The sequence below is a fragment of the Nocardia speluncae NBRC 108251 genome (assembly GCF_001613245.1).
Taxonomy (GTDB): domain Bacteria; phylum Actinomycetota; class Actinomycetes; order Mycobacteriales; family Mycobacteriaceae; genus Nocardia; species Nocardia speluncae.
The window spans coordinates 300,749-317,362 of the sequence record NZ_BDBZ01000002.1; the positions used below are offsets into that span (position 1 = coordinate 300,749).

Annotated in this window: 13 protein-coding genes; 12 read left to right on the plus strand and 1 reads right to left on the minus strand. The window is 66.7% G+C overall.

Features of this window, described 5'->3' with window-relative positions:
* The 12 genes from NS6_RS04185 (at nucleotide 1) to nuoN (ending at nucleotide 15,341) form a co-directional block, all read left to right on the plus strand.
* The gene (locus NS6_RS04185) at nucleotides 1–555 is read left to right on the plus strand and encodes a NuoB/complex I 20 kDa subunit family protein (protein WP_068036531.1); all 555 of its coding nucleotides are present in this window, start codon (nucleotides 1–3) and stop codon (nucleotides 553–555) included.
* A complete protein-coding gene (locus tag NS6_RS04190) occupies nucleotides 552–1,277 on the plus strand; it encodes an NADH-quinone oxidoreductase subunit C (RefSeq protein WP_068036534.1) in 726 nt (241 codons plus the stop codon). The genes NS6_RS04185 and NS6_RS04190 overlap by 4 nt, the downstream gene beginning before the upstream one ends.
* A complete protein-coding gene (gene nuoD, locus NS6_RS04195; protein ID WP_245669118.1) occupies nucleotides 1,277–2,659 on the plus strand; it encodes an NADH dehydrogenase (quinone) subunit D in 1,383 nt (460 codons plus the stop codon). Before NS6_RS04190 ends, nuoD begins: the two co-directional genes overlap by 1 nt.
* The gene (gene nuoE, locus NS6_RS04200; RefSeq protein ID WP_068036536.1) at nucleotides 2,656–3,375 is read left to right on the plus strand and encodes an NADH-quinone oxidoreductase subunit NuoE; all 720 of its coding nucleotides are present in this window, start codon (nucleotides 2,656–2,658) and stop codon (nucleotides 3,373–3,375) included. The genes nuoD and nuoE overlap by 4 nt, the downstream gene beginning before the upstream one ends.
* Nucleotides 3,372–4,700, plus strand: coding sequence for an NADH-quinone oxidoreductase subunit NuoF (nuoF, locus tag NS6_RS04205; protein ID WP_068036539.1), 1,329 nt, complete (start codon nucleotides 3,372–3,374; stop codon nucleotides 4,698–4,700). Before nuoE ends, nuoF begins: the two co-directional genes overlap by 4 nt.
* Nucleotides 4,697–7,180: an NADH-quinone oxidoreductase subunit G gene (locus NS6_RS04210; protein ID WP_068036542.1), complete on the plus strand. Its 2,484-nt coding sequence runs from the start codon at nucleotides 4,697–4,699 to the stop codon at nucleotides 7,178–7,180. Before nuoF ends, NS6_RS04210 begins: the two co-directional genes overlap by 4 nt.
* On the plus strand, nucleotides 7,173–8,981 hold the full coding sequence (nuoH, locus tag NS6_RS04215) for an NADH-quinone oxidoreductase subunit NuoH (RefSeq protein ID WP_068036546.1): 1,809 nt from the start codon (nucleotides 7,173–7,175) through the stop codon (nucleotides 8,979–8,981). Before NS6_RS04210 ends, nuoH begins: the two co-directional genes overlap by 8 nt.
* Complete coding sequence (locus tag NS6_RS04220; protein ID WP_068036549.1) at nucleotides 8,978–9,850, plus strand: NADH-quinone oxidoreductase subunit J; 873 nt, start codon at nucleotides 8,978–8,980, stop codon at nucleotides 9,848–9,850. The genes nuoH and NS6_RS04220 overlap by 4 nt, the downstream gene beginning before the upstream one ends.
* On the plus strand, nucleotides 9,847–10,146 hold the full coding sequence (nuoK, locus tag NS6_RS04225; RefSeq protein ID WP_068036553.1) for an NADH-quinone oxidoreductase subunit NuoK: 300 nt from the start codon (nucleotides 9,847–9,849) through the stop codon (nucleotides 10,144–10,146). Before NS6_RS04220 ends, nuoK begins: the two co-directional genes overlap by 4 nt.
* Before the next feature lie 77 nt (nucleotides 10,147–10,223).
* Complete coding sequence (gene nuoL, locus NS6_RS04230; protein WP_068036569.1) at nucleotides 10,224–12,110, plus strand: NADH-quinone oxidoreductase subunit L; 1,887 nt, start codon at nucleotides 10,224–10,226, stop codon at nucleotides 12,108–12,110.
* A complete protein-coding gene (locus NS6_RS04235) occupies nucleotides 12,107–13,729 on the plus strand; it encodes an NADH-quinone oxidoreductase subunit M (RefSeq protein ID WP_068036577.1) in 1,623 nt (540 codons plus the stop codon). The genes nuoL and NS6_RS04235 overlap by 4 nt, the downstream gene beginning before the upstream one ends.
* Nucleotides 13,719–15,341, plus strand: a complete 1,623-nt coding sequence (gene nuoN / locus NS6_RS04240) for an NADH-quinone oxidoreductase subunit NuoN (RefSeq protein WP_068036581.1) — start codon at nucleotides 13,719–13,721, stop codon at nucleotides 15,339–15,341. The genes NS6_RS04235 and nuoN overlap by 11 nt, the downstream gene beginning before the upstream one ends.
* 105 nt (nucleotides 15,342–15,446) lie before the next feature.
* On the opposite strand, the gene NS6_RS04245 is transcribed toward nuoN, so the two are convergent.
* The gene (locus NS6_RS04245) at nucleotides 15,447–16,595 is read right to left on the minus strand and encodes an acyl-CoA dehydrogenase family protein (protein WP_068036584.1); all 1,149 of its coding nucleotides are present in this window, start codon (nucleotides 16,593–16,595) and stop codon (nucleotides 15,447–15,449) included.
* Nucleotides 16,596–16,614 lie beyond the last annotated feature (19 nt).

Sequence of the window (16,614 nt, forward strand, 5' to 3'; positions counted from 1 at the left end):
ATGGGTTTGGAAGAGAAACTGCCCAGCGGTTTCGTACTCAGCACGGTCGAGGCCATGGCGGGGTACATGCGCAAGGGGTCGTTGTGGCCGGCCACATTCGGTCTGGCCTGCTGTGCCATCGAGATGATGGCGACCGGCGGCGGCCGGTTCGATTCGGCCCGTTTCGGTATGGAGGTTTTCCGCGCCTCGCCGCGGCAGGCCGATCTGATGATCGTCGCGGGGCGGGTCAGCCAGAAGATGGCGCCGGTACTGCGACAGGTCTACGACCAGATGACCGAGCCGAAATGGGTACTGGCCATGGGTGTCTGCGCGTCGTCGGGCGGAATGTTCAACAACTACGCGATCGTGCAGGGTGTGGACCATGTGGTGCCGGTCGATATCTATCTGCCGGGCTGCCCACCGCGACCGGAAATGCTGCTCAACGCGATCATCGCCCTGCACGAAAAGATCCAGCACACCCCGATGGGGGTGAATCGCTCCGAAGCGATCCAGGCGGCGGAGCAGGCCGCCCTCGCGGCGACCCCGACGATCCGGATGGAGGGTTTGCTGCGATGAGCACCGACCGTCCCGAATCCACCGACAGCCGAGCCGTCGAACCGGAACAACCCATCGGGCCCCACGACGAGGTTATCGGCCGACGGCGCGGAATGTTCGGCATCTCCGGCAGTGGTGATACCTCCGGGTACGGGCGCCTCGTCCACGAGATCGCCCTGCCGGGCGGTACCGCCCCACCTTATGGAGGCTATTTCGATACGGTCGTCGACCTGCTGCGCACAGCGCTGAGCACCGGCGCAGGCTTCGACGCGGCGATCGAAAAAGTGATCGTGGACCGCGACGAACTCACCCTGCATGTGCGCCGCGACCATCTGGTCGCGGTGGCCCGGGCGTTACGCGACGAGCCCGCCCTGTGTTTCGAACTGTGCCTCGGGGTGAGCGGTGTGCACTACCCCGACGAGACGGGCCGCGAACTGCACGCCGTCTATCACCTGAACTCGATCACGCACGGACGGCGGCTGAGGCTCGAGGTGTCGGCACCCGATACGGACCCGCATATCCCGTCGCTGTATTGCGTTTATCCGACCTGCGACTGGCACGAACGGGAAACCTACGACTTCTTCGGAATCCGGTTCGACGGGCACCCCTCACTGACCCGGATCACCATGCCGGACGACTGGCGCGGTCACCCACAGCGCAAGGACTACCCGCTCGGCGGGATACCGGTCGAGTACAAGGGCGCGCGCATTCCGCCGCCCGATGAGCGGAGGACCTACAGCTGATGAGTGAAATCGATACCCGGCCCGGCGTTTCCGGTGGGCCGGACCACGACGACTCCGGCACCGGAACCGGCCCGGCCGCGCCGCGCGCGGATTCTGGTCAGCAGGTGGTGACGGTCGCAGGCCAGGACTGGGATGATGTCGCCGACGCGCTCCGCGGTGCCGGGGAGGAACGCATCGTCGTCAATATGGGCCCGCAGCATCCCTCCACGCACGGCGTACTGCGGCTCATCCTCGAGATCGAAGGCGAAACCGTGGTGGAGGCCCGCTGCGGAATCGGGTACCTGCACACCGGTATCGAGAAGAATCTGGAATTCCGGGCGTGGGCCCAGGGCGTCACCTTCGTCACCCGGATGGACTATCTGTCCCCCTTCTACAACGAGACCGCCTTCTGCCTGGGCGTGGAACGACTACTCGGGATCACCGACGATATCCCCGAGCGCGCCACCGTGATCCGGGTTCTGCTCATGGAGCTCAACCGCATCTCCTCACACCTGGTGGCGCTCGCCACGGGGAGTATGGAGCTCGGTGCGCTCACCCCGATGCTGTTCGGTTTCCGGGAGCGGGAACTGATCCTGGATGTTTTCGAGGCCATCACCGGCCTGCGAATGAATCATGCCTATATCCGGCCCGGCGGGATCGCCCAGGACTTACCCGGCGACGGGGTCACGAAGGTGCGGGAACTGCTGGAGCTGATGCCGAAACGGCTCCGCGATATGGAACATCTGCTCACCCATAATCCGATCTTCAAGGCCCGCACCCAGGGCATCGGCTATCTGGATCTCACCGGATGTATCGCCCTCGGTGTCACCGGACCGGTACTGCGGTCCACCGGGCTCCCACACGATCTGCGCAAGGCCATGCCCTACTGCGGATACGAGAATTACGAGTTCGATATCCCTATTACCGATACCTGTGACTGCTACGGCCGCTACCTCATCCGGATCGAGGAGATGAAGGAGTCGCTGAAGATCGTGGAACAGTGTCTGGACCGGCTGCGTCCCGGCCCGGTGATGGTTTCGGACAAGAAAATCGCCTGGCCGGCGGACCTCACCCTGGGCGAGGACGGCCTCGGTAATTCACCGCGGCATATCGGCAAGATCATGGGCACCTCTATGGAAGGGCTCATCCACCATTTCAAACTGGTCACCGAGGGCATCCGGGTGCCGCCGGGGCAGGTCTACACGGCGGTGGAATCGCCTCGCGGGGAACTCGGGGTGCATATGGTCAGCGACGGCGGCACCCGGCCGTATCGGGTGCACTATCGCGATCCGTCCTTCACCAATCTGCAGGCGGTGGCCGCAATGTGCGAAGGCGGCATGGTCGCTGATGTGATCGCCGCCGTGGCCAGTATCGACCCGGTGATGGGCGGTGTGGACCGATGACCGAGATCCTGTTGCGCCTGAGCACCCGGCCGCAGCCCTATCCGGACGAGGTCCGGGCCCGGCTGGAACCGGACGCGAAGGAGATCATCGCCCGGTACCCGCAGCCACGGTCGGCCCTGCTGCCACTGCTGCATCTGGTGCAGTCGGAAGAGGGCTGTGTGACCGGTACCGGTATCGAATTCTGCGCCGAGCTGCTGGGCCTCACCGGCGCCGAGGTGACGGCGGTGGCCACCTTCTACTCCATGTATCGGCGCACACCCACCGGCGAATACCACGTCGGCGTCTGCACCAACACGCTGTGCGCGGTTCTCGGCGGCGATGCCATCCTCGCCGCATTGCGCGAGCATCTGGGAATCGCACACGGGGAGACCACCGACGACGGCAAGATCACCCTCGAGCACATCGAATGCAACGCCGCCTGCGATTACGCCCCGGTCGTCATGGTGAACTGGGAATTCTTCGACAACCAGACCCCCGGGTCGGCGAAGTCGCTGGTCGACGATCTCCGCGACGGGCAAACGGTCCGGCCGACCCGGGGAGCACCGCTGTGCACCTTCCGCGAGACCGCCCGCGTGCTGGCCGGATTCCCCGATACCCGCCCCGGCGTGCTGGACGGCGATCCGGGTGGCCCGACGCTGGCGGGATTGGATATCGCGCGTGAACAGGGGATGTGCGCCCCCGAGGTCGCGGAGACCGGTGAGGACGGTGCGCGATGACCTTGACCCCGGTACTGAGCAAATATTGGAATCTGCCGAACTCCTGGACCCTCGACACCTACCGCGCGCACCAGGGGTACGCCGCGTTGCCGATCGCGTTCGCCATGACTCCCGACGAGGTCATCGCCACGGTCAAGGATGCCGGGCTGCGTGGTCGTGGCGGGGCCGGCTTCCCCACCGGGATGAAATGGGGTTTCATCCCGCAGGGCCCTGACCCCGACGGCACGGTGAAACCGCACTACCTGGTGGTCAACGCCGACGAATCCGAGCCGGGCACCTGCAAGGACATCCCCTTGATGCTCGCGTCCCCGCATTCGCTCATCGAAGGTGTGATCATCGCGGCCTACGCCATCCGGGCCGCCCATGCGTTCATCTACGTACGCGGTGAGGTGGTGCCGGTCCTGCGCCGGTTACAGGCCGCGGCCGAAGAGTGCTACGCCGCCGGACTGCTCGGCTCCGACATCCTGGGTTCCGGTTACGACCTCGAACTCACCGTGCACGCAGGCGCCGGCGCCTATATCTGTGGTGAGGAAACCGCTCTCCTGGATTCGCTGGAGGGCCGCCGCGGCCAGCCCCGGTTGCGTCCGCCGTTCCCCGCGGTCGCGGGGCTCTACGCCAGCCCGACGGTGGTCAACAATGTCGAGTCGATCGCCAGCGTACCGCCGATTCTCCGCAACGGGCCGAGCTGGTTCCGTGCCATGGGCACCGAGAAGTCGCCGGGTTTCACGCTGTACTCGCTGTCCGGGCACGTCGCCCGGCCGGGGCAGTACGAAGCGCCGCTCGGGGTGACACTGCGCGAACTGCTCGGGTACGCGGGTGGCGTCCGGGCGGGCCATGAACTGAAGTTCTGGACCCCCGGTGGCTCCTCCACCCCCTTGTTCACCGCCGAACACCTCGACGTACCACTGGACTACGAGAACGTCATGGCGCACGGCTCGATGCTCGGCACCAAAGCGCTACAGATCTTCGACGACACCACCTGTGTGGTCCGGGCAGTCCTGCGCTGGACGGAGTTCTACGCGCACGAATCGTGCGGGAAATGCACGCCGTGCCGCGAGGGCACCTATTGGCTGGTGCAGCTGCTCACCCGACTCGAAGCAGGGCTCGGCACCCCGGCCGATCTGGACAAACTCCTGGACATCGCGGACAACATCAACGGCAAATCGTTCTGCGCGCTGGGTGACGGCGCCGCCAGCCCGATCGTGTCCTCCATGAAGTACTTCCGCGACGAATACATCGCCCATCTGGAACGAGGTGGCTGCCCCTTCGACCCGGCGCGCGCCACCGCCTGGGCCCCCACCGCGGCCGGAGAGGTAATCCGATGACAGCTACCGTCCGTTCCGATTCCGCTGATCTGCAGCCCGCCGACCTGGTCACCCTCACCATCGACAGCACCACGGTGAGCGTCCCGGCCGGAACGCTGCTCATCCGCGCCGCCGAACTGATCGGGGTCCAGATCCCGCGGTTCTGCGACCATCCGCTGCTCGCACCCGTGGGCGCCTGCCGGCAATGCCTCGTGGAAGTGGAAGGCCAGCGCAAACCCGTGGCGTCCTGCACCATGGCGGTGACCGAGGGCATGGTGGCCCACACCCAGTTGAGTTCACCGGCCGCAGAAAAGGCGCAGCAGGGCGTGATGGAACTGCTGTTGATCAACCATCCGCTGGACTGCCCGGTCTGCGATAAGGGCGGCGAATGCCCGCTGCAGAATCAGGCCATGTCCACCGGGCGTACCGAATCCCGGTTCGACGGTGTCAAACGCACCTTCCCCAAACCTATTCCGCTGTCGAGCGCGGTACTGCTGGACAGGGAACGCTGTGTGCTGTGCGCGCGCTGCACCCGTTTCTCCCAGCAGATCGCCGGGGATCCATTCATCGAACTCCTCGATCGCGGTGCGTTGCAGCAGGTCGGCACCGCCGAACACGAACCGCTCGACTCGTACTTCTCCGGGAACACCGTGCAGATCTGCCCGGTCGGTGCGCTCACCGGGACCAGCTACCGGTTCCGTGCCCGCCCCTTCGATCTGGTGTCCAGTCCCAGTGTCTGCGAACACTGCGCCTCGGGGTGCGCACAGCGCACCGATCACCGGCGCGGGAAGGTGATGCGCCGGTTGGCCGGTGACGACCCGCAGGTCAATGAGGAATGGAACTGCGACAAAGGCCGGTGGGCCTTCGCCTACGCCACCGAACGGGACCGGATCACCACGCCGATGCTGCGTGGCCCCGACGGCGAACTGGCCTCCTGTTCATGGTCGGAGGCCCTGGCCGCGGCCGCGCGCGGGCTGCGCGCCGGAGTGGGGAATGCGGCGGTGCTGCCGGGCGGACGGGTCACCGAGGAGGAAGCCTACGCCTACGCGAAGTTCGCCCGGGTGGTACTGGGCACCAACGATATCGATTTCCGCGCCCGCGACCATTCCGCGGAGGAGGCCGAGTTCCTCGGCGCGTGGGTCGCCGGCCGTCCCGACTCCGTTACCTACGACAGTCTGGCGACCGCACCGGTGGTGCTGCTCGCCGGTTTCGAGCCGGAGGAGGAGTCGCCCATCGTCTACCTGCGGCTGCGTAAGCAGGCGCGCAACCGGGACCTGCCCATCTACTCCATTGCCCCGTTCGTCTCCCGCGGTCTGGAACGGATGTCGGGCACCCTGCTGCCGACGGTACCCGGTGCCGAAGCACAGGCCCTCGCCGCTCTCGGTGGAGCCGGCGGTTCGGAGAACTCGACTGCGCCGGAGCCTGTTTCGGCGGGCCTGGCGCGGCTGCTGCGCGAGCCCGGCGCGGTGATCCTGGCGGGCGAACGATTGGCCGCAGCTCCCGGGGCACTGTCGGCCACAATTCGACTGGCCGCCGATACCGGTGCCGCGCTCGCGTGGGTGCCGCGCCGGGCGGGTGAACGCGGCGCGGTGGAAGCGGGTGCTCTGCCGGGCCTGCTCCCCGGCGGCCGGCCCGTCACCGACCCGGAGGCCCGGCGCCAGGTCTGCCAGGCATGGAAGGTCGACGAACTACCGGCCGGGCCGGGGCGTGATACCGGGATGATCCTCGACGGCACCGGCCGGGTCGGCACGCTCGTCGTCGGCGGTGTCGAACTCGCCGACCTTCCCGATCCTGCAGGTGCCCGGGCCACACTCGGCCGGGCGGATTTCGTGATCTCCCTGGAGCAACGGCACAGCGAGGTGACCGCGTACGCAGACGTGGTGTTTCCGGTGGCGACAGCGATGGAGAAATCCGGTACCTATCGCACCTGGGAGGGCCGCCCGCGGCCGTTCGCCGCGGCGCTGACCGACAGCACGGTGCGCCGCACTGCGGCGCCGCTCTCGGACCAGCGAGTCCTGCACAGTCTCGCCGCCGAACTCGGTGTTCCGCTGGGCCTGCCCGACACCGCCACCGCCCGCGCCGAACTGGACCGGCTCGCCGGCTGGTCCGGAACCACCGTCGATGCGCCTGCGTATCCGGCCGGCCGGGTGCCCGAACTCCCCGCCGGGACCGCGGTTCTGGCCGGCTGGCGGATGCTACTCGACCGCGGCCGGCTACAGGACGGTGAGCCGAATCTCGCGGGTCTCGCCCGAGCTCCGGTCGCCCGTATGTCCGCGGCGACCGCGGCAGAATCGGGCGTGGCCGATGGTGATCCGGTCACGATCGGCGCCGACAAGGGCACGGTCACCCTGCCGTTGGTGGTGACGCACATGCCCGACAGGGTGGTGTGGCTGCCGTTGAATTCACCCGGTTGCTCGGTGCACACCGATCTGGGCGCCGGACCGGGCAGCGTCGTCACGGTGCGGCGCGCCGAACGGACGGAGGCATCCGACCATGACTGATCTGTCCCTTTTCGGCCTCGACCCGCTGTGGCTGGTCGCCGCCAAAGCCGTCGCCATTTTCGTATTCCTGCTGCTGACCGTTCTGTTCGGGGTCCTGGCGGAACGCAAGGTCGTCGCCTGGATGCAGATGCGGGTGGGGCCCAACCGGGTCGGTCCCAAGGGACTGCTGCAGAGCGCGGCCGACGGGGTGAAGATGGCGTTCAAGGAGGACATCGTCCCCGCGATCGTCGACAAGCCTATTTTCGTTCTCGCCCCGATCATCTCGGTGATCGCCGCGGTCATGGCCTTCGCGGTGATCCCGTTCGGACCCGAGGTGTCGATACTGGGGAACACCACCGCCCTCCAACTCACCGATCTTCCCGTGGGTGTGCTCTACATCCTGGCGATCACCTCGATCGGGGTGTACGGGATCGTGCTGGCCGGCTGGGCCTCCGGTTCGACCTACCCGCTGCTGGGCGGCCTGCGCTCCACCGCCCAGGTGATCTCCTACGAGATCGCCATGGCGCTGTGTTTCGCGGCCGTGTTCCTGCTCGGCGGCACCATGGCGACCTCGGGCATCATCGCCGCCCAGCACCCCACCTGGTATGTGTTCCTGCTACTGCCGTCGTTCCTGATCTACTGCATCTCGATGGTCGGCGAGACCAACCGCGCACCGTTCGATCTGCCCGAAGCCGAAGGTGAGCTCGTCGGCGGCTTCCACACCGAGTATTCGTCGCTGAAGTTCGCGATGTTCATGCTCGCCGAGTACGTGAACATGGCGACGGTATCCGCGCTGGCGACCACCATGTTCCTGGGCGGCTGGCGGGCCCCGTTCCCGGTCAACCTCTGGGAGGGCGCGAACTCGGGCTGGTGGCCCCTGCTCTGGTTCACCGCCAAGGTGTGGATGTTCCTGTTCGTCTTCATCTGGTTGCGCGGCACCCTGCCGCGGCTGCGCTACGACCAGTTCATGAACCTCGGCTGGAAGCTGTTGATCCCGGCTTCGCTGGCGTGGGTTATGGTCGTGGCCACCGCCCGCGTGCTCGATCTCGAGGGTTATACAGCGGCCACACCTATCCTGGTGATCGCCGGTCTGCTGGTGACGGCGCTGCTGATCGGGCTGTTCCTGCGCGCCGGCCGCATCCCCGCACCCGCTCCGGAATTCCCACCGGACGATTTCGCCGCCCCCACGGCGGGGCAGCCGAGCGGTTCCGAGGTTTTCCTCGGTTTCCCGACCCCGCCACTTCCGGAGCGGACCTCCACCATCAGTTCCTCACCCGGTCTCTTCGAACCGCTGGCAGGTTTCGCGGTCACCGCCGGCACCATGTTCAAGAAACCCAACACCGAGTTCTATCCCGAGGAGAAGGTCCCCACCGCACCGCGATATCACGGCCGGCACCAGCTCAATCGGCACCCCGACGGGCTGGAGAAATGTATCGGTTGCGAACTGTGCGCCTGGGCCTGCCCGGCCGACGCGATCTACGTCGAGGGCGCCGACAACACCGAGGAGGAACGCTTCTCCCCCGGTGAACGCTACGGCCGCGTCTATCAGATCAACTACCTGCGCTGTATCGGCTGCGGCCTGTGCATCGAGGCCTGCCCCACCCGGGCGCTCACGATGACCAACGACTACGAGATGACGGACGACAACCGGGCCGACCTCATCTACGAGAAAGACCGCCTCCTCGCACCTCTGGCACCGGATATGCAGGCTCCGCCACACGCCATGCAGCCGGGCACCACGGAGGCCGACTACTACCTCGGCCGCGTACACGGCGATACGGAGCAACCCGTCGCCGGCGCGGGGCAGGGAGGCAACCGATGAGCCTCGCAACCGCATTCGTGGCAGCCGCTCCGCTCGCCGAGACAGGAACCGGCGAAGCCGTCCAGTTCTGGATCCTGGCACCGCTGGCGGTACTCGGTGCGCTCGGTATGGTTTTCGCGGCCAAGGCTGTGCATTCGGCGATCTGCCTGGCCGCCACCATGATCAGCCTGGCGGTTTTCTATATCGCCCAGGATGCATTGTTCCTCGGTGTCGTCCAGATCGTCGTGTACACCGGCGCCGTCATGATGCTGTTCCTCTTCGTACTCATGCTGGTGGGCGTCGATTCCGCGGAATCCTTGCGGGAAACCCTGCGCGGACAGCGCATCGCCGCCGCCGTGGTGGGGATCGGGTTCGGCATCCTGTTGTGTACCGGGATCGCGCACGGTATCCGGCGTTCCGATATCGCTTTCCCCGCCACCGGTTTCCCCGGTCAGGACGTGATCGGCGCGCTCGCGGAGTTGATCTTCGTGCGCTATGTGTGGGCGTTCGAGCTCACCGGGGCCCTGCTCATCGCCGCCACCATCGGCGCCATGCTGTTGGCGCACCGCGAACAGTTCGTCCCCAAACTCGGCCAGCGCGAACTGTCCCGGCAGCGGTTCCGCGTTCCCGGGCACCGGCCGACACCACTGCCGACGCCCGGTTTCTACGCCCGGCACAATGCCGTCGATATCCCCGCACGGCTCCCGGACGGCTCCTTCGAGGAACTGTCGGTCTCCACCATCCTGCGCCATCGCCGCACCCGGGCCCTCACCGATGCGGCAATCCTGTCCGTCGGTGCCCCGGCCGCGGAACGCCCCGCAGGCGATACCGCGCCGCCCGGCGCGCAAGACTGCACCGCTCGCCCGGCCGACGAGGAAGGTAACCGGTGAATCCCGAGAACTACCTGTTCCTGTCCGCGCTGTTGTTCACGATCGGCGCTGCGGGCGTGTTGTTGCGGAGCAACGCCATCATCGTGTTCATGTGCATCGAGCTGATGCTCAACGCAGTGAATCTGGCCTTCGTCACCTTCGCCCGGATGCACGCGAACCTCGACGGTCAGGTCTTCGCCTTCTTCACGATGGTGGTGGCCGCGGCCGAGGTCGTGGTCGGACTGGCCATCATCGTCACCATTTTCCGCGCCCGCCGCTCGACCTCGGTCGACGACGCCAACCTGCTGAAGTTCTGACATGTTCGGGTCGAGCACGGAGGCGGTAGCGCAATGCAACCACGCGGCGCTCCCGAGCATGCCGAAAGGACACTGACGTGGATACCGCAACGCTATGGCTGCTGCCCGCCCTGCCCCTGGCCGGTGCCGCCGTACTACTGCTCACCGGCCGTCGCGCCGATACCTGGGGCCATGTGCTCGCGACCTTCGCCGCACTCGCCTCGTTCGCCGTGGCGATCGTGGCCTTTGTCGGAATGCTGGGCCGCGCCGATCCCGATCGCGCGGTGGCAGCAGATCTGTTCAGCTGGGTTCCGGTGGCCGGGCTGCAGGTCGATTTCGGGCTGGCACTGGACCAGTTGTCGATCTGTTTCGCCCTGCTCATCACCGGCGTCGGCTCGCTGATCCATATCTACTCGGTCGGATATATGAGCGAGGACCCCGGCCGCCGGCGCTTCTTCGCCTATCTCAACCTGTTCCTCGCCGCCATGCTGCTGCTGGTGCTGGCGAACAACTACCTCGTGCTGTACCTGGGCTGGGAGGGCGTCGGTCTCGCCTCGTACCTGCTGATCGGCTTCTGGTACCACAAGCCGACCGCAGCGACGGCGGCCAAGAAGGCGTTCGTGGTGAACCGGATCGGCGATATGGGGCTGGCGCTGGCCATGATGGTCATGTTCGCCACCTTCGGCTCGGTCGATTTCGACGCGGTCTTCGGTTCCGCCTCCGGCGCGAGCGATGCCACCCTCACCGCGATCGGGCTGCTCCTGCTGCTGGCGGCCTGCGGTAAATCCGCCCAGGTGCCGCTGCAGTCCTGGCTCGGGGACGCAATGGAGGGCCCCACCCCGGTGTCGGCACTCATCCACGCCGCCACCATGGTCACCGCCGGGGTGTACCTGATCGCCCGCTCCAACCCGATCTACAACCTCGCGCCCACGGCGCAGGTCGCGGTGGTGCTGGTGGGCGCGGTAACGCTGTTGTTCGGCGCGATCATCGGCTGTGCCAAGGACGACATCAAGAAGGCGCTCGCCGCGTCGACCATGAGCCAGATCGGCTATATGATGCTGGCCGTCGGCCTGGGACCCGCCGGCTACGCGGTGGCCATCATGCACCTGCTGACCCACGGCTTCTTCAAGGCGGGCCTGTTCCTGGGCGCCGGTTCGGTGATGCACGCCATGGACGACGAAACCGATATGCGCCGTTACGGTGGTCTGCGCACCCTGTTGCCGATCACCTACATCACCTTCGGACTCGGGTATCTCGCGATCATCGGCGTACCACCGTTCGCCGGGTTCTTCTCCAAGGACCGCATCATCGAGGCCGCATTCGCCGCCGAGGGGGCCGCGGGACCGATTCTGGGCACCGTCACCCTGATCGGCGCCGGGCTCACCGCCTTCTACATGACCCGGGTCATGCTGCTCACCTTCTTCGGTGAGCGCCGTTGGAAACCCGATACCCATCCGCACGAATCCCCCGGCCTGATGACCGGCCCGATGATCCTGCTGGCGCTCGGTTCCGTCGGCGCCGGTGCGGTATTCGTCTGGGGATCCTCATTGCAACACTGGCTGGCCCCGGTCGTGGGCGAACATCACGGCGAGCCCGCACTGCCGGTGCCCGTGATCACCGCGCTCGCGCTCGGGGTGGTTGCGACAGGTATCGCGCTCGCCTACCGGCAGTACGGGCGCGCGAAGGTACCCGCCACCGCACCGGCCGCCGTCTCCGCACTGACCGTGGCCGCCCGCCGCGATCTCTACGGGGACGCGGTCAACGAGGCGGCGTTCATGCGCCCCGGCCGGCATCTCACGCGGGCACTGGTTTTCCTCGACAACCGCGGTATCGACGGACTCGTCAACGGTTGCGCAGCCCTTATCGGCGGGGTGTCCGCGCGGGCGCGCCGTGTACAGACCGGGTTCGTCCGTTCGTATGCCCTGTCCATGTTCACCGGCGCGGCCCTGGTGGCCGCCGCCCTGCTGGCCGTAAGGATCTGGTGAGCGCCGTGCCCTGGTTGACCGTGCTCTGGCTGCTCCCCCTGGTGGGCGCGGCAGTTGTGCTCCTGCTGCCCGCCGGCCGGCCGAACCCGGCCCGCTGGACCGGACTGGTGTTCGCGGTGGCGACCCTGGCTGTGGCGCTCGGCGTCGCCATGGCCTTCCAACCGGGCGGTGAACAATTCCAGTTCGTCGAATCCCACACCTGGATACCGGCGTTCGGTGCGGGCTATACCCTCGGCGTCGACGGAATCGCCCTGGTGCTCACGCTGCTCACCGCCGGACTGGTGCCGCTGCTGATCATCGCGGGCTGGCACGACGACCGCGAGGTGGGTTCCGGGAAACGCGCCGCGCATATCTACATCGCCCTCACCCTGCTGGTCGAGGGCATGGTGCTGGTCTCCTTCCTCGCCCTCGACATCCTGCTGTTCTATGTGTTCTTCGAGGCGATGCTCATTCCGATGTATTTCCTCATCGGCGGGTTCGGGCCCCGCACAGACGGCGCGCCGGCCCGGCAGCAGCGCTCGCGGGCCGCGGTGAAATTCCTGCTGTACAACCTGCTCGGCGGATTGATCATGCTGGCGGCGGTGATCGGTCTCTACGTTCTCACCGTCCAGCAGGGTCTCGGGGCCGACGGGGCGGGCACGTTCGATCTGCGCACGGTGGTGGCGGCCGCGAATGCCGGCGAGCTCGGCGCCGGGCCCGTAGTGCTCAATGCCCTGTTCCTGGGGTTCATGTTCGCGTTCGCCGTGAAGGCACCGCTGTGGCCGCTGCACACCTGGCTGCCGGATGCCGCGGTCTCCGCGACACCGGCCAGCGCGGTGCTGATGATGGCGGTGGTGGACAAGGTCGGTACCTTCGGCATGCTGCGCTACTGCCTGCTGTTGTTCCCGGCCGCCTCGGATACTTACGCACCCTTGGTCATAGCCCTGGCCGTGATCGGCATCCTCTACGGTGCGCTGCTGGCCATCGGGCAGACCGATGTGATGCGGCTGATCGCCTACACATCCATCTCGCATTTCGGTTTCATCGTGCTCGGTATCTTCGCGATGACCAGCCAGAGCCAGACCGGCGCGACCCTGTACATGGTGAACCACGGCATTTCCACGGCGGCGTTGTTCCTCGTGGCCGGATTCCTGGTGTCCCGCCGGGGCAGCCGGCTCATCGCCGACTACGGAGGTGTACAGAAAGTGGCGCCGGTACTGGCCGCAACGTTCTTCATCGCCGGTCTGGCCACGCTGTCGTTACCGGGTCTCGCACCGTTCGTCAGTGAGTTCCTGGTTCTCATCGGCACATTCAGCCGATATCAGGTGGCCGCGATCCTCGCCACCGGGGCCCTGGTGCTGGCCGCGATCTATGTGCTGTGGCTCTACCAGCGGATGATGACCGGACCGGTGGCCAAAGGTAACGAGGGGATCCGCGATCTGGTGCCCCGGGAACTGGTCGTGGTGGTGCCGCTGGTCGGTGCCCTGATCTTCCTCGGCGTGTATCCGAAGCCGGTTCTCGATTTCATCGATCCAGCGGTGCATCAGACCCTGACCAGCATCGGCAGTGTCGATCCCCCACCGCCGGTCCCCGCGCAACCGGAGGCCGCGAACACCGGAGGTGTGCCTCATGAACGCTGATCCACGCGGCAGTGAGATCCTGGCCGCCTCGATACCCGCGCCGAGTATCGAATACCACGCACTGGCCCCGATCCTGATCGTCTTCGGAGCAGCTGTGCTGGGTGTCCTGGTGGATGCGTTCCTTCCACGCGCCCGCCGGTATCCCACTCAGTTGGCGCTCACCCTCACCGCTTTGGTAGCCGCCTTGATCACGGTGGTGCTCCTGTCCGGAACAAGGATGACAGCCGTCGCCGATGCGGTCGCCGTCGACGGAGTGACACTGTTCCTGCAGGGCACGCTGCTGGTCGTCGGGATTCTGTCGGTGCTCTTCGTCGCCGAACGTGGACCACTGCCCCGGCCGCGGTCCGGTCCCGGTACCTGGAGTCGCGCCGCCGCTGTCCCCGACTACGGAATGGACGCGTTCACCCCGCAGGCGTCCGCGGTGCCCGGGAGTGGCGCCGAACGGTCCGCGGCGACCGCAGGTGTCACCCCCACCGAAGTGTTTCCGCTGTTGCTCCTGGCCCTCGGTGGGTTGCTGCTGTTCCCCGCAGCCAACGATCTGCTCACCATGTTCGTCGCGCTCGAGGTGCTCTCGCTGCCGCTGTATCTGTTGTGTGGGCTGGCGCGCCGGCGCCGGCTGCTCTCCCAAGAGGCAGCGCTGAAATACTTCCTGCTCGGGGCGTTTTCTTCGGCGTTCTTCCTGTACGGCGTGGCACTGCTCTACGGCCAGGCCGGAACCGTCCGGCTGACCGGTATCGCCGAGGCGATCGCGGCCGAATCCGGTGCGCCCACGCTCGCGCTGCTGGGGATCGCCATGCTGGCGGTGGGTCTGCTGTTCAAGATCGGCGCGGTCCCGTTCCAGGCTTGGGTGCCCGATGTGTATCAGGGTGCACCCACGCCGATCACGGCCTTCATGGCGGCGGCCACGAAGATCGCGGCGATCGGCGCCCTGCTGCGGGTGCTGCAGGTGGGTGTCGCCGAGATCGCCGACGATTGGCGTCCGGTACTGGCCGCGGTCGCCGTGGCCACGATGGTGGTAGGTGCGGTATTGGCGATCACCCAGACCGATATGAAACGCATGCTCGCGTATTCCTCGATCGCGCACACCGGTTTCCTGCTGACCGCGCTGGTCGCGGCGAACGACCGCGGTATCTCGTCGACACTGTTCTACCTGTTCGTCTACGGAATGGGCACGCTCGGCGCGTTCGCGGTCGTGAGTATGGTGCGCGAACCCGACGGTACCGAGGCCACCGCACTGTCGCGCTGGGCCGGCCTCGGCCGTCGCGACCCCTGGCTCGCGACGATATTCGCCCTGCTCCTCCTGTCGTTCGCCGGGATCCCGGTCACCGCGGGCTTCGTTGCCAAATTTGCGGTGTTCCAGGCAGCGGCCGCCGGCGACGCCGGGCTACTCGTGATCGTGGGTGTGCTGGCCAGCGCGGTTGCCGCGTTCTTCTATATCCGGGTGATCGTGCTGATGTTCTTCACCGACCCACCCGCCGATGCGCCCGTTGTGGTCAGGCCACCGGCCACGATGGCGTCCGTCGCGGTTGCCGCCGCGGTCACCCTGATCCTGGGTATCGCGCCACAACCACTGCTGGACTTGGCCGGTCGCGCCGCGGAGTTCGTCGGCTGATGCCGGCAGCCGTGGTGGATCGCTGCGCGCAGTAGGGCGAGCGGTGGATGATCCCGGCGGACACGATATCCCGGCCGGGATCACCGGGACTCAAGCCGGGGCATATCACAACGAGCGGGCGATGAGCTCCTTCATGATCTCGTTCGCGCCACCGTAGATGCGCTGGGCACGGGCGTCGGCATACATGCGGGCGATCGGCCGATCGAGCACCAGTCCGTGCTCGCCGAACAATTGCAGACAGCGGTCGAGCACATCGCCCTGTACCTCGCTCGCATGCGCTTTTGCCATGGACGCCGAGGCGATATCGAGAGTGCCGTCGAGCGCCTTCCGGACGCATTCGTCGACGAACGCGCGGGCCGTCCGCGTCGAGATCGCACAGCGAGCCAGCTCGAAACGAGTGTGCTGGGTCGCAAACATGGGAGTATCGAGCACTCGATGCTCCTTGGTGTAGCGCACGGTTTCGGCCAGGCCCGCTTCCGCAACGGCCACCGCGCTATCGGCGAGCAGCAGCCGTTCGCGGGCCAGCTGGGTCATCACATAGCCGAAACCCGCACCTTCGGCGCCGAGTAGATCAGTAGCCCGCACCCGCATATCGGTGAAGTACAGCTCCGCGGTGTCCTGCGCGGGCAGGCCGATCTTGCTCAGCCGCCGGCCTACCCGGAACCCCTCGGTCCGCGCGGTATCCACCAGCAGCAGGGAAATCCCGGCGGCGCCCGCTCCGGGACGGGTCTGCACCATGAGAACCACGAGATCCGCGCAGGAACCATTGCTGATGAAGGTTTTCGATCCGTTCACCACGTAGTGGTCGCCGTCGCGGATCGCGGTGGTGCGCAACCGCTGTAGGTCCGATCCGGCGCCCGGCTCGGTCATGGCAATGGCACCGACGACGGATCCGTCGGCCATACCGGGCAGCCAGCGCTGCCGCTGTTCCTCGGAGCCGTAGGCGAGCACATAGTGCGCGACGACTCCACTGTGTACCGCATTGCCTATGCCGAATCCGGTCTCTGTCGCAACCAGGGGCGCGCGGAAGACCACGAGATCGTGGGCAAGCGTGCCCCCACCACCGCCGTACTCGGCCGGAATGGAGGGGCAGAGTAAACCGGCCGCTCCCGCCCGGCGCCAGAAGGCGCGGTCGACAAAACCTTGGCCTGCCCATCGCACGCGATGCGGCATTGCTTCGCGCTCGACGAATCGTCGTGCTGTTTCGGCAAGCGCCGCGATCGCATCGTCCATCCAGACCGAACGACGCTCCATCCCGACCTCCCGATGTTTC